General features: G+C 41.3%; 11 protein-coding genes. 8 read left to right on the top strand and 3 right to left on the bottom strand.

Going from position 1 to position 14,009, the window contains the following annotated elements:
- Position 1 precedes the first annotated feature (1 nt).
- Complete coding sequence (locus ACTNC6_RS05305) at positions 2 to 1,141, top strand: DUF362 domain-containing protein (protein WP_441043388.1); 1,140 nt, start codon at positions 2 to 4, stop codon at positions 1,139 to 1,141.
- 120 nt (positions 1,142 to 1,261) lie between these two features.
- On the opposite strand, the gene ACTNC6_RS05300 is transcribed toward ACTNC6_RS05305, so the two are convergent.
- Complete coding sequence (locus tag ACTNC6_RS05300) at positions 1,262 to 2,134, bottom strand: homocysteine S-methyltransferase family protein (RefSeq protein ID WP_441043387.1); 873 nt, start codon at positions 2,132 to 2,134, stop codon at positions 1,262 to 1,264.
- Positions 2,135 to 2,254: 120 nt separating this feature from the next.
- Entirely contained in the window at positions 2,255 to 3,133 is an 879-nt protein-coding gene (locus ACTNC6_RS05295; protein WP_441043386.1) for an aldose 1-epimerase family protein, read from the bottom strand.
- Positions 3,134 to 3,458: 325 nt separating this feature from the next.
- Here ACTNC6_RS05295 and ACTNC6_RS05290 point away from each other — a divergent pair, with 325 nt between their 5' ends.
- Together ACTNC6_RS05290 and ppdK are read left to right on the top strand one after the other, a co-directional pair.
- Complete coding sequence (locus ACTNC6_RS05290) at positions 3,459 to 4,715, top strand: 6-phosphofructokinase (RefSeq protein WP_303243260.1); 1,257 nt, start codon at positions 3,459 to 3,461, stop codon at positions 4,713 to 4,715.
- A gap of 266 nt (positions 4,716 to 4,981) precedes the next feature.
- Positions 4,982 to 7,612: a pyruvate, phosphate dikinase gene (gene ppdK, locus ACTNC6_RS05285; RefSeq protein ID WP_441043385.1), complete on the top strand. Its 2,631-nt coding sequence runs from the start codon at positions 4,982 to 4,984 to the stop codon at positions 7,610 to 7,612.
- A gap of 143 nt (positions 7,613 to 7,755) precedes the next feature.
- Here ppdK and ACTNC6_RS05280 read toward each other — a convergent pair whose 3' ends face one another.
- Positions 7,756 to 8,427 carry a restriction endonuclease gene (locus ACTNC6_RS05280; protein WP_441043384.1) on the bottom strand — a complete coding sequence of 224 codons (672 nt, stop codon included), beginning with the start codon at positions 8,425 to 8,427 and terminating at the stop codon, positions 7,756 to 7,758.
- Positions 8,428 to 8,658: 231 nt separating this feature from the next.
- On the opposite strand from ACTNC6_RS05280, the gene ACTNC6_RS05275 reads away from it, so the two are divergent.
- The 5 genes from ACTNC6_RS05275 (at position 8,659) to ACTNC6_RS05255 (ending at position 14,004) form a co-directional block, all read left to right on the top strand.
- The gene (locus tag ACTNC6_RS05275; protein WP_441043479.1) at positions 8,659 to 9,336 is read left to right on the top strand and encodes a DUF4317 family protein; all 678 of its coding nucleotides are present in this window, start codon (positions 8,659 to 8,661) and stop codon (positions 9,334 to 9,336) included.
- A gap of 170 nt (positions 9,337 to 9,506) precedes the next feature.
- Positions 9,507 to 10,562, top strand: a complete 1,056-nt coding sequence (locus tag ACTNC6_RS05270) for a Fic family protein (RefSeq protein ID WP_441043383.1) — start codon at positions 9,507 to 9,509, stop codon at positions 10,560 to 10,562.
- Position 10,563: 1 nt separating this feature from the next.
- Entirely contained in the window at positions 10,564 to 12,069 is a 1,506-nt protein-coding gene (locus ACTNC6_RS05265; protein WP_441043478.1) for an N-6 DNA methylase, read from the top strand.
- 21 nt (positions 12,070 to 12,090) lie between these two features.
- Positions 12,091 to 13,260, top strand: a complete 1,170-nt coding sequence (locus ACTNC6_RS05260; protein WP_441043382.1) for a restriction endonuclease subunit S — start codon at positions 12,091 to 12,093, stop codon at positions 13,258 to 13,260.
- A gap of 12 nt (positions 13,261 to 13,272) precedes the next feature.
- Entirely contained in the window at positions 13,273 to 14,004 is a 732-nt protein-coding gene (locus tag ACTNC6_RS05255) for a Fic family protein (protein WP_441043381.1), read from the top strand.
- Positions 14,005 to 14,009 lie beyond the last annotated feature (5 nt).

The raw sequence follows: 14,009 nt of genomic DNA, 5'->3' as shown, positions 1-14,009 counted from the left end.
AATGATTAAAAAAAGTAAGGTAGTGCTTCTTCCCTGTGCAGAATATGACGAAGAGAAAATATATGCGCTTTTGAAGGAAGGGCTTTCTCTTCTGGGTGGGATAGAGTCCTTGATTTCTATGGATAAAAAAATCCTGCTGAAGCCTAATCTGCTGAAAAAGGCGGAAGTGGAGAAGGCAGTGATCACACATCCGGTGGTAGTAGGGGCATTTGCCAGAATCCTCAGGGAAAAGGGATACGAAAATATTGTACTTGCGGATTCCTGTGGACATGGAAGCACAAAATCGGTGATCCGTGGGACCGGAATGGATACTTATCTGGAAAAATATCAGATTCCGGCCATTGATTATACAGAGGGAATCAAGGTGGATTATCCTCAGGGAATCCAGGCAAGGGAATTTATTCTGCCAAAGGAACTGCTGGAGCAGGATTGTGTGATTTCCCTGAGCAAAATGAAAACTCACGCACTTGAGAGAATTACCGGGGCTGTGAAAAACAGCTATGGCTTTGTCTATGGCCTTCATAAAGCCAAAGGACATACCCAGTACCCAAGCGCCGACAGCTTTGCAAGAATGCTGATCGATCTGAACCGGTGTGTAGCACCGAAGCTGTATGTGATGGATGGGATTGTGGCCATGGAAGGAAACGGACCGGGATCCGGTGATCCTGTTTCCATGAATGTAATATTAATGTCTACAGATCCAGTGGCTCTGGACAGCGTTTTTGCCAGGTTGGTTCATCTGAAACCGGAATTGGTACCTACCAATTATCATGGCGAAAAGATGGGGCTGGGAACTTGGAAGGAAGAGGAGATCACACTGGTAACTCCGGAGGGAGAGATTTCCATGGCAGAGGCTGTAGAGAGATATGGAAATCGTGAATTTCATGTTGATCGGACAGAGGTGCGCAAGAATATCTGGACAAGAATGGCAGGAGCTTTAAATATTTTTCAGAAGAAGCCTTATATAGAACCGGATAAGTGTGTCCGCTGTGGAATCTGCGTCCAGAGCTGTCCGGTTCCGGGAAAGGCAGTAGATTTCCGGAATGGAAAAAATAAAGCGCCTGTGTACGATTATAAAAAATGTATCCGGTGTTTCTGCTGCCAGGAGATGTGCCCGAAGAAGGCAATAAAAGTGAAATAGATTTGATAAATAAAAAGCACATGACAGAAGATTTTTTTCTTCTGTCATGTGCTTTTTTGCAGTAAAAATTATTTGTCCAGGTGTAGATATGTTACTGTTTACCTGCCTGGCCGCAAATAATCATCTTCTGAGAATTTTACTTATTTCACGGATAAAGTCCGGAGTGGTGCCGCAGCATCCTCCGATCACAGATGCACCATTTTCAATCAGAACTTTCATATGTTCTGCGAAATTCTGTGCATTCATGTTGTAAACAGCGTTGCCCTGGTCGTCAATTACAGGCATACCTGCGTTGGGTTTGGCGATGACAGGAATAGATACGTTCTCTTTGATATTGCGGACAACGGATACCAGCTGGTCAGGACCTACAGAACAGTTGATACCAACTGCAGCAGCGCCTGCGCCCTCAAGGGCAATCGCAGCCTCCACAGCATTTCCTCCGCTGAAAATGCTTCCGTCAGCTTCTACGGTCATTGTACACATTACAGGAAGAGAACTTACAGATGCGGCAGCATCCAGTGCAGCCAGTGTTTCTTCAATATTGATCATAGTTTCCGCAGCGATCAGATCAACACCTGCATCTTCGAGAACCTGGATCTGTTCACAGTATGCTTCGTAGGCCATCTCATAGGTAAGGTCACCGGCAGGTTCCATCATCTTGCCTGTAGTGGTAATATCACCTGCAACATAAACCTGATGTCCCACTGCTTCTCTGGAAATATTTACAAGTGCATGATTCATTTCCGCAAGCTTATCCTGAAGTCCGTGAAGCCCAAGACTGTAACGGTTTCCGCCGAAAGTAGGCGCGTATACGATCTGACTTCCTGCTTCCACATAAGCCTTCTGTAGATTCTGCAGAATTTCTTTGTGATCCATGATCCATGCCTCTGTGCAGATTCCCCTCGGCATTCCGGCAGCCATAAGGTTAGAACCGGTAGCTCCGTCCAGCAGTACAACATTCTGTGTCAGTTTCTGAAATTCTTCTTTTGTCATGGGAATTTCCTCCTGTGTTGTCGGTTTGATATCTACCAATTATTCTGCTGCGCTACAGCTTTACAATTGTAAATATCATTTTGCCATTATAGCACAGGTCTGGGTATAAATGAAGAAGAATTAATAAATTTTTATTTCGTAAGATGCATTGAAAATTTCATCTTTATTCAGGACGTTGATATATTTTTTCTCAGACAGGTCACCGGTAAATCCAGAGTCATCACAGCGTCCGATCCATGGCTCCAGACACACAAAGGAAGAACCGGGTACAGACCAGATGCCGAAGCTTGGAAATCCGTGACAGGTCAGCTCCAGATAAGGAGATCCGTCCGGGAAAGCAAAGCCGGCTTTTTCTACCTGCTCATCAAAGATAAGAGCATCCTTGTCAAACATATGCGCATCAATGAGACAGGTGCCGTGATCCAGTTCCAGTGTGTAAAGCTTGTCTGCAGCAGCAGTTCCTGATGCATCGTCAGTTATCAGGAGATAAGAAAGGGAATCCTGACCGTCAAAGGTAAGATGATACTCTTCCTTGGAACCGATACCTTCTGCCGGTACATTGAAAGCAGGATGTCCGCCGATGGTAAAGTACATGGGCTCCTCGCTGTGGCTGGTTACTTCCCAGCAGACGCAGACCTGATTTTTGTCCAGTACATGTTTAACCTTTAATTCGAAATCAAACGGATAAATTTCCATGGTGGCATCGGAAGCCTTCAGTACATGGGTGATGGAATCTGCTGTCATATCCAGGCAGGTGAATTCGCTGTCTCTGGCAAATCCATGCTGCTTTGCAGGATATTCCCTGTCGTTAATGCGGTAGTGGTCTTTATAAAAACGTCCCACATTTGGGAAAAGAATCGGTGCGTGGCGATTCCAGTAAGCCGGGTCTGCCTGCCAGAGCACTTCTCTGTTATGTATCTTGTCATAGATACTGCAGAGCTCAGCACCATGGTCGTCTACAGAAATTTTCAGATAATCATTTTCTATGGAATGAATCATTTGTAAATCCTCCTTAATTTGATATCCACGAATTGCTCCGCGATTTGCTGACCTCACAATTCTACAAAAAAGTATAGCACAGGAAAACAGGAAGCACAAACAGAATCTGCCGGAATTATAAAATTTACAAAAATAATGCTGAAAAATGCAGAAGCTTACAGTGCTTATTGCTGATAAATAATGTGGAACGAATTACAAAATATGTATAAAATGATAGAATATATTGACGAAAACGAATATATTTGTTACAATCTACCAAAATGCACTAGCCCATACCGTCAAAAATACCATCGGAAATGGGGCGAAAGAACAGGAGGTCATTATTATGGCGAAAAAAAGAAATATCATTGTCGGACAATCCGGAGGTCCTACAGCAGTTATCAATTCAAGTCTTGCAGGAGTATATAAAAATGCTATTGAGCGTGGATTTGATAAAGTATATGGCATGCTTCACGGAATCCAGGGACTTCTGGATGAACAGTATATTGATCTTTCCACACAGATACATTCAGAACTGGATATTGAGCTTCTGAAGCGTACACCATCTGCATTCTTAGGCTCCTGCCGCTACAAACTTCCTGAGATTCATGAAGATAAAGCAATCTATGAGAAAATCTTCGAAATTTTGAATAAACTGGATATTTACGCATTTATCTATATCGGCGGAAATGATTCCATGGATACCATCAAAAAGCTGTCCGACTATGCAATCCTTACAGGGCAAACCCAGAAATTCCTGGGTGTTCCGAAAACAATCGACAATGATCTGGCGCTGACAGACCATACACCCGGATTCGGAAGTGCAGCCAAATATATCGGCGCATCCACAAAAGAAGTGATCCGCGATGCACTGGGACTTACCTATAAGAAAAATATGATCACGATCATGGAAATTATGGGACGTAATGCCGGATGGCTTACAGGTGCCACGGCACTGGCAAAATCTGAGGACTGCGACGGACCGGATCTGATCTATCTGCCGGAAGTTCCTTTTGATGTTGACAAATTCCTTGCAAAAGTAAAAGATCTTCTGAATAAAAAAGCATCTATTGTAATCGCAGTTTCCGAGGGAATCAAGCTGGCAGATGGAAGATATGTATGTGAGCTTGGAAGCGTGGGAGACTATGTGGATGCATTCGGACATAAACAGCTTCAGGGAACAGCCACTTATCTGGCAAACTTTCTGGCAGCAGAGTGCGGATGCAAGACAAGAGCTGTTGAACTTTCCACATTACAGAGAAGTGCTTCCCATATGGCATCCAGAGTAGATATTGATGAAGCATTTATGGTAGGCGGTGCTGCAGTAAAGGCTGCTGACGAAGGAGATACAGGCAAGATGGTTGTTATCGATCGTGTTTCCGATGATCCGTACATGGCGGCTACAGGTATCTACGATGTACACAGAATCGCAAATGAGGAGAAACTTGTTCCGAGAGAATGGATGAATAAAGATGCTACAAATGTAACCAAAGATTTTGTGGATTACATCAAACCACTGATCCAGGGAGATTATCAGCCTATTATGGTAAATGGTATGCCGAGACATCTGGTACTGAACGTGAAAAAGGGAAGAAAAAAATAACAGACAGACCATAATAAAGGACAGTGAAAAACCGGACAAAGATAAGAATGATAAAATAAATCATATTATGCAGAATGTATAAAAAAATTAACTAATTTTAGCAGAATAACCTTGACGAAATGACACAAACTCTATAAAATAATTATGTGCGTATAAGAAACATATTTTTTATATTTACTTATGTGTGAAAGAACGTAACTGTTCCGTGCTGGATAACAGAATATCGGACAGTTGCAAAAGAACAATAATTAGGAGGAAAATGTAAAATGGCAAAATGGGTTTACATGTTTACAGAAGGTAACGCTAATATGAGAAACCTTCTGGGTGGTAAAGGTGCTAACCTTGCTGAAATGACAAACCTTGGTCTTCCTGTACCGCAGGGCTTCACAATCACAACTGAAGCTTGTACTCAGTACTATGAAGACGGAAGACAGATCAATGATGAGATCATGGCTCAGATCATGGAAGCAATCACCAAAATGGAAGGAGTTACCGGAAAGAAATTCGGTGACAAAGAAAATCCTCTGCTTGTTTCCGTTCGTTCTGGTGCGAGAGCTTCTATGCCAGGTATGATGGATACTATCCTGAACCTTGGTTTAAACGAAGACGTTGTTAACGTACTTGCTGAAAAATCCGGCAATGCTCGTTGGGCATGGGACTGCTACAGAAGATTCATCCAGATGTACTCTGACGTAGTTATGGAAGTCGGAAAGAAATATTTCGAAGAACTTATCGATAAGATGAAAGCTGACAGAGGTGTTAAGCTGGACGTTGAACTTACAGCAGAAGACCTTCACGAGTTAGCAGAACAGTTCAAAGCTGAATATAAAGCAAAAATCGGTGCTGATTTCCCAACTGATCCTAAGGAACAGTTAATGGGTGCTATCAAAGCCGTATTCCGTTCATGGGACAACCCACGTGCAAATGTATATCGTCGTGACAACGATATCCCATATTCCTGGGGTACTGCAGTTAACGTACAGATGATGGCATTTGGTAACATGGGTGATGACTGTGGTACAGGTGTTGCCTTCACACGTGACCCTGCTACAGGAGCTAACGGTCTGTTTGGTGAATTCCTTACAAATGCTCAGGGTGAAGACGTTGTTGCCGGTGTTCGTACACCTATGCACATCTCCGAAATGGAACAGAAATTCCCGGAAGCATTCGTACAGTTCAAACAGGTTTGCGAAACACTTGAAAAACACTACAGAGATATGCAGGATATGGAGTTTACTGTAGAGCATGGTAAACTGTATATGCTTCAGACACGTAATGGTAAGAGAACAGCTCAGGCTGCTTTAAAGATCGCTTGTGACCTTGTTGATGAGGGAATGAGAACAGAAGAAGAAGCTGTAGCTATGATCGACCCACGTAACCTTGATACTCTTCTTCACCCACAGTTTGATGCTACTGCTCTGAAAGCTGCTACACCAATGGGTAAAGGCCTTGGCGCTTCTCCTGGAGCTGCTTGCGGTAAGATCGTATTCACAGCTGATGACGCTGTTGAATGGGCTGAAAGAGGAGAAAAAGTCGTACTTGTACGTCTTGAGACATCTCCAGAAGACATCACAGGTATGAAATCTGCTCAGGGTATCCTGACAGTTCGTGGTGGTATGACATCTCACGCAGCAGTTGTTGCCCGTGGTATGGGTGAGTGCTGTGTATCCGGATGCGGTGATATCGCTATGGACGAAGAAAACAAGAAATTCACACTTGCTGGTAAAGAATTCCACGAAGGAGACTTCATCTCCATCGATGGTACAACCGGTAACATCTACGACGGAATCATCCCGACTGTAGACGCTACAATCGCTGGTGAGTTCGGACGCATCATGGCATGGGCTGACAAGTACAGAACAATGAAAGTTCGTACAAACGCAGATACTCCTGCAGATGCTAAGAAAGCTGTAGAGCTTGGTGCAGAAGGTATCGGTCTTTGCCGTACAGAGCATATGTTCTTCGGTGAGGGACGTATCGATGCATTCCGTGAAATGATCTGCTCCGAAACAGCAGAAGAGAGAGAGAAAGCACTTGAAAAAGTTCTTCCATATCAGCAGGATGACTTCAAAGGTCTCTTTGAAGCTCTGGAAGGTAACCCTGTTACTATCCGTTTCCTGGATCCGCCTCTTCATGAGTTCGTTCCTACAGATGAAGCTGACATCAAGAAACTTGCAGATGCTCAGGGCAAAACTGTAGAGCAGATCAAGACTATCATCGCTTCTCTTCATGAGTTCAACCCGATGATGGGACATCGTGGATGCCGTCTTGCTGTAACATATCCTGAAATCGCTAAGATGCAGACAACAGCAGTTATCCGCGCAGCAATCGAAGTTAAGAAAGCTCATCCGGACTGGACAATCAAACCGGAAATCATGATTCCACTTGTTGGCGATGTAAAAGAGCTTAAATATGTTAAGAAATTCGTAGTTGAGACAGCTGATGCTGAGATCAAAGCCGCTGGTTCTGACCTTCAGTATGAAGTTGGTACAATGATCGAGATCCCGAGAGCAGCTCTTACAGCTGATGAGATCGCTAAAGAAGCAGACTTCTTCTGCTTCGGTACAAACGACCTTACTCAGATGACATACGGCTTCTCCCGTGATGATGCAGGTAAATTCCTCAACGCATACTATGACGCTAAGATCTTCGAGAACGATCCATTTGCAAAACTGGATCAGGTTGGCGTTGGCAAGCTGATGAAGATGGCTATCGAACTCGGCAAACCGGTTAACCCGAACCTTCACGTAGGTATCTGCGGCGAGCATGGTGGAGATCCGTCTTCTGTAGAATTCTGCCACAAGATTGGTCTTAACTATGTATCCTGCTCACCATTCCGTGTACCGATCGCTCGTCTTGCAGCAGCACAGGCAGCTATCGCTGAGAAGAATGCATAATTAGCATAAAAATATAGATTCATGCACAGGCATGAAAGTGTCCAAACGTAAAATCAGACCTTGGAGAATTGTAGAAATACAATTCTTCAAGGTCTTTTTTGTGACATTATTGATATGAGGAATTCAGGACAGTATTCTTTTGCTCAGGGCTTATGTATCTTTACCCATTCTGCGTGAAGCAGATACACGCAGGCGGGAATCAGGGAAAGCAGATGTGTGTAGGTGTAGCTGCCTGTTTTTGCATATACCGGCAGAATAAACATATGGAGTGCAAGATAAAAATATGCTCCGGCAGTGATCAGATTACACAGAGAGAAACGCCAGCCGAAGATTCCCAAGGCAGAGGCAGTAAGGACAACCATCAGTGTTATGGTATCCAGGGTAACCGGAAGATGAATAAAATCGAATTCAGGCTTCGAAGCAAGGAGGGTCAGCATTGCATAAAGAAAAAGAACTGTATTTAATAATCTTATGATTTTAAACAGTAGCCCATAAAAAGGAGTAGTAGGGCAGTTGGGCCATAATTCTACTTCCAGCTTTTCTGCAAGCTGGGTAGCAGACCGTGTAAAGGTTGTATTTGTCATTACCATAGCCTTATCACAGTCATAAAAATTGGCACCTGCATAGGCCTCCTGTACTGCCTTGTTTCCAACCGGGTATGTATAATATTTGCATTGGATGCCATATTTTTTTCTATGCTTAAAAGCAATAATATCCACACCCTGATCGCCAGAGCTTCTGGTTACTTCTATTTTTGAAAAATGTTTCTGTCTTAATATTTTTGCACACTGATACTCGAACTCATATCCATCCATGTGTTAGTCTCCTGTATGTTGTATAGAATCTTAAGTGCATTATACTCAAAATATGTGGGAATATATTGTGACATGTCAACTTAAGTACTTAAGCAGAGTTAAGAATAGCATGTCGGAAAGAAAAGAACAAGTGTTTATTGTATTTTTATCTGTGTGGCAGATGGGAATTGGGACAGAAGTATGATATACTGACCATACAAGAAAAGCTTTTGGGAGGATGGAACCATTTTGATGAATAAAAAAGATACAAAGATCAACCGAAATGATATGCTGGAATTAACCCGCAGGATGACATTATCCAGAAACTGCTTTGTGCGTGCAGCAGGAGCATATATAGATGACGAGGGATACATAGATAATACCTTCAATGTAAGCTTCAAAAATATGAGCAAACATGATCAGCAGGTAAATCTGGATCTTGCGAAAACCATTCCTTTTTCCAAAACAAATGAACAGTTAAAGTGTTATAAATTCCCTGAAGGAGATATGGCATATGACAGCATCCATAAACTTCTGATGGCATTATCGCAATACGGATTAAAAGATGATCTTCTGGTTCAGACTCTCTGTGAACAGCTTGCAGAGGGAATCTGCAGTACAAGAGATTCATCAAATAAAATAAACTGTCTGCAGGGACAGGAGTTTGGAATTTATATTTATCATGGAATATATGATATCCCAAAGAAAGGCTCAGACCATAGTGAACAGTGGGAGTCAGAAGAAATATACAGTTTCCTGATCTGTGTGGTGGCTCCGGTTGATAAAGATTACAATGCCGGAACTCCAAAATGCGGCTTTATTTTCCCGGCCTTTGAAGACCGTTCCGCAGAACCTGGGAAAATAGATGTATTCTTCGAAATTCCGGAGTATCCGGACGAAGGATTTTTGAACAGGATAATAGGGCAATAATCTGAACAAGGTGCTTATTTATGAGGAATGCGATAGATAAATCTTAATTAGACCATACGCAATTTAATTTAGTCATTTTGTGTATGAATGACTAAATTAAATTGCGTGATGACTAAATTAATGATAAAATGGGAGCAAGACAATGATATTACATGCGGAGAGGATAATTGATGAGAAGTTTTGATTTTGAGAAAGAATACAGCAAATTGCTTACTCCTGATATTGTATCATATATTGCTCAGATACATGAATACAGAGGCCGGTATTCCGCAGATAATATACAAAAGGAATTACTGTCAGAACTGCTGGAGATTGCCAGAATACAAAGTACGGAAGCGTCTAACAGAATCGAGGGAATTATAACAACGGATGATCGGCTGAAGAAAATTGTCCGTGAGAAAACATTGCCAAAGACAAGGAGTGAAAAAGAAATCGCCGGATACAGGGATGTTCTGGCAACGATTCATGAAAACTATGAATATATTCCTGTCAGTTCAAATATGATTCTGCAGCTGCACAGAGATTTGTATAAATTTAGTGGCAATGGATACGGTGGGAATTTTAAGTCTGTGGATAATGTGATCGCAGAAGAACTTCCGGATGGAACGAAAAGAGTGAGATTTCAGCCGGTTCCGGCATGGGAAACAGCAGAAACAGTCAATGATTTATGCAATGCATTTAAGGATGCTGTCAATAAGCAGTTTATGGATATACTGCTGTTGCTTCCAATGTTTATATTGGATTTTCTTTGCATTCATCCATTTAATGGTGGAAACGGAAGAATGAGCCGTCTCCTGACTTTATTGATTTTGTATAAGTCGGAATATTATGTTGGTCAGTATATTAGTATTGAAAGACTGATATCAGACACAAAAGAGAATTATTATGAAGCTTTGCAGGAAAGCTCATGGGAATGGCATGAAGGCAGAAATGATTATGCTCCTTTTGTGAAATATATGTTAGGGGTTATAGTTGCTGCTTACCGGGAGTTTGCGGACAGGGTGGAGATTCTTACGGACAAAACAATTTCAAAATCTGATCGTATTGGAAAAATTATCAGAAACTCCTATGGCAGGATTACAAAAGCGGAAATTGCAGCTCAATGCCCGGAAATCAGTCAGACAACCATACAGCGAACACTGAACGAATTACTAAAGAACAATCAGATAATAAAAATAGGCGGGGGAAGATATACTTCTTATGTCTGGAACAGGGAGAACGAATGATATGGTTACCGGAGAATTAAAAAGTAAAATTGATAATTTATGGGAAATATTCTGGACAGGAGGACTGACTAATCCGTTGGATGTAGTTGAGCAGATGACCTATCTGATGTTTATCCGCGATCTGGATGATGCAGACAATGTCCATGCAAAAGAGGCGGCAATGCTTGGTCTGCCACATAAGAGTATATTTGCCGGAGAAATACAGATCGGAGACCGGAAAATTGATGGAAGCCAGTTAAAATGGAGTACTTTTCATGATTTTCCTGCTGCAAAAATGTACAGCACTATGCAGGAGTGGGTATTTCCTTTCATAAAAAATCTCCATGGAGATAAGGAAAGTGCCTATTCCAAATATATGGGAGATGCCATTTTTAAAGTACCGACTCCTTTGATGCTGGATAAGATTGTGACGACTATGGATGCTATTTATGAGCAGATGGAACAGATTAAGTCAGCAGACACCCGGGGAGATGTATATGAATATCTGCTTTCTAAACTTGCTACGGCAGGTGTAAATGGTCAGTTCCGTACACCGAGGCACATTATCCGAATGATGGTGGAAATGATGGACCCTAAGGCAGATGAAATCATCTGTGATCCGGCATGTGGTACGTCTGGTTTTTTGGTTGCTGCAAGTGAATATCTGAGAGATAGAAAAAAGCAGGAAGTTCTTTTTGACAGACAGAACAAGGAACATTATATGAATCACATGTTCCATGGTTATGATATGGACAGAACCATGCTTCGAATCGGTGCAATGAACATGATGACCCATGGTGTGGAAAATCCATATATTGAGTACAGAGACAGCCTGTCGGATCAGAATACGGATAAGGAAAAATACAGCCTGATTCTGGCTAATCCGCCATTTAAGGGAAGTTTGGATTACGATATTGTAAGTACAGATTTATTGAAAGTATGTAAAACAAAGAAAACAGAATTACTGTTTCTTGCACTGTTTATCCGTATGCTGAAAATTGGTGGGAGATGTGCATGTATTGTACCGGACGGAGTGCTGTTTGGGTCCTCAACTGCCCATAAAGCCATAAGAAAAGCCCTGGTAGAAGAAAACCGTCTGGAAGCAGTGATTTCCATGCCCTCCGGCGTGTTTAAACCATATGCAGGAGTATCTACAGCTATTTTGATTTTTACTAAAACAGGACATGGTGGAACTGATAAAGTCTGGTTTTATGATATGAAAGCGGATGGTTTTAGCCTTGATGATAAGAGAACAGAAACGAAGGAAAATGACATTCCGGATATCATAGAGCGTTTCAGAAACCTGGATAAAGAGACTGACCGTAAACGCACAGATCAGAGTTTCTTTGTGCTAAAAGAAGAAATTGCAGAAAATGGCTATGACCTGAGCATTAACAAATACAAAGAAATCGAATATGTACCAGTAGAATACCCATCAACACAGGAAATCATGACAGAACTGCATGAAATTGAGATGAAAATTGGCGAAGATATGCAGGCGTTGGAAGAGTTGTTGGGTATAAAATGACATTTGTGGAGATTGATATAGGTGAGAGTAAAATTAAAAGATATTTTTGAGTTACAAATGGGTAAAACACCATCAAGAAATAACTCTGAATATTGGAATAAGAAAGATTATAAATGGATTTCAATAGCAGATTTGACAAAAACTGGAAAATACATTTCTGATACAAAAGAATTTCTTTCTCAGAAGGCAGTTGAAGAAAGTGGAATCAAAGTTATTCCTGCTAATACAGTTGTCATGAGTTTTAAATTATCAATTGGAAAAATTGCTATTACTATGGAGAATATGTACTCAAACGAGGCAATAATGGCTTTTAATGACAAGCATGTTATGGAAATTCTTCCGGAATATATTTTTTATTTATTCAAATATAAAAATTGGGATATAGGTAGCAACAAAGCAGTTATGGGAAAGACTTTGAACAAAACAACATTGTCTGAAATGGAAGTTGAAATTTGTCCCATTGAAAAACAAAAAGAAATTGTAAATATTTTAAATAAGGTGATGTCGGTTTTAGATAGTAGAAAATTAGAATTGCAACACCTAGATGAGTTAGTGAATGCCCGATTTGTCGAGATGTTTGGAGACATGTATTTGAATTCCAAAGGATGGCCAGAAGCAAAATTGGAGAGCATGGCAGATGTTGTTTCTGGCATCACGAAAGGAAGAAAAACAAAGGCTGAAGATTTGACCGAAGTTCCATACATGGCTGTATCCAATGTAAAAGATGGTTATATAGACTGGACAACGGTGAAAACAATAGAAGCAACACAACAGGAGATTGAGAAATATCGATTGCTTGCGGACGATGTACTTATGACTGAGGGTGGCGATCCAGATAAAGTGGGACGCGGCGCGATTATAAAAGAGCCGCTTGAGAACTGTATACACCAGAACCATATTTTTCGAGTGAGATTGGATGAATCTATGATGCGTCCTGAATTCTTTGCAGAGTACCTTCAGCATCAACGATCAAAACGCTATTTTCTGGGATGTGCAAAACAGACAACGGGAATCGCAAGTATTAATATGACGCAGCTGCGGGCATTGCCGGTATTGATGCCGCCGTTATCCAGACAAGAGGAGTTTGTTTTATTTAAGGCACAGGTCAACAAATCTAAAGTTGCAATTCAAAAAGCACTGGATAAAACCCAGATGCTATTTGATTCGTTAATGCAGGAATATTTCGGGTAGGAGGGAAGATTTGTGAAGGATTACAAACAATGGTTGGTTGAGAGATTTATAATTGAACGGAAACGCTTTGACAGATCTGGTGTATATGCTTACACACAGCGTGCCATGGCATATAATTCCAATAAAATTGAAGGAAGCACACTTACTCCGGAACAGACAGCCTCTCTCTTTGACAATGGAACATTACCTCAAAGTGATGACTATTACAGAGCCAAAGATGTTGAAGAAATGAATGGCCATTTTCTTATGTTCAATTACATGCTTGATACCCTTGATGAAGAGTTGACACCGGAACTAATCAAACATCTGCATTATGAATTAAAGACCGGAGTATTCGAAGACAGAGCGAATGGATATGCAATTGGTGATTATAAAAAGCGTCCAAATATGGTAGGGATGTATCGAACAACGTTGCCACAGGATGTTGAGATGGAAATGAACCAATTACTAAAGTGGTATAGAGAACAGAATAAAAATATGGAAACTCTTGCAGAATTTCACGCCAGATATGAGGCGATTCATCCTTTTCAGGATGGAAATGGAAGAACCGGAAGGATGATCATGTTTCGGGAAAGTCTAAAGAACCCGGATATTCTTCCGTTCATTGTATTGGATGAGAATCGAAGTCAATATATTGATGGACTTAAACAATACAGAGAAGAGCAGAAAGTAGACAAGCTTGTCTCATTAATGCAGAAAGAAGCTGAGGAATATTATCAGCAATGTAAATATTTTATGGGATAATGCAT

The organism is Blautia sp. HCP3S3_C4 (assembly GCF_052064095.1).
GTDB lineage: Bacteria > Bacillota > Clostridia > Lachnospirales > Lachnospiraceae > Blautia_A.
Note: the sequence above shows the minus strand (reverse complement) of the source record. Positions and strands in the feature narration are given on the sequence as shown.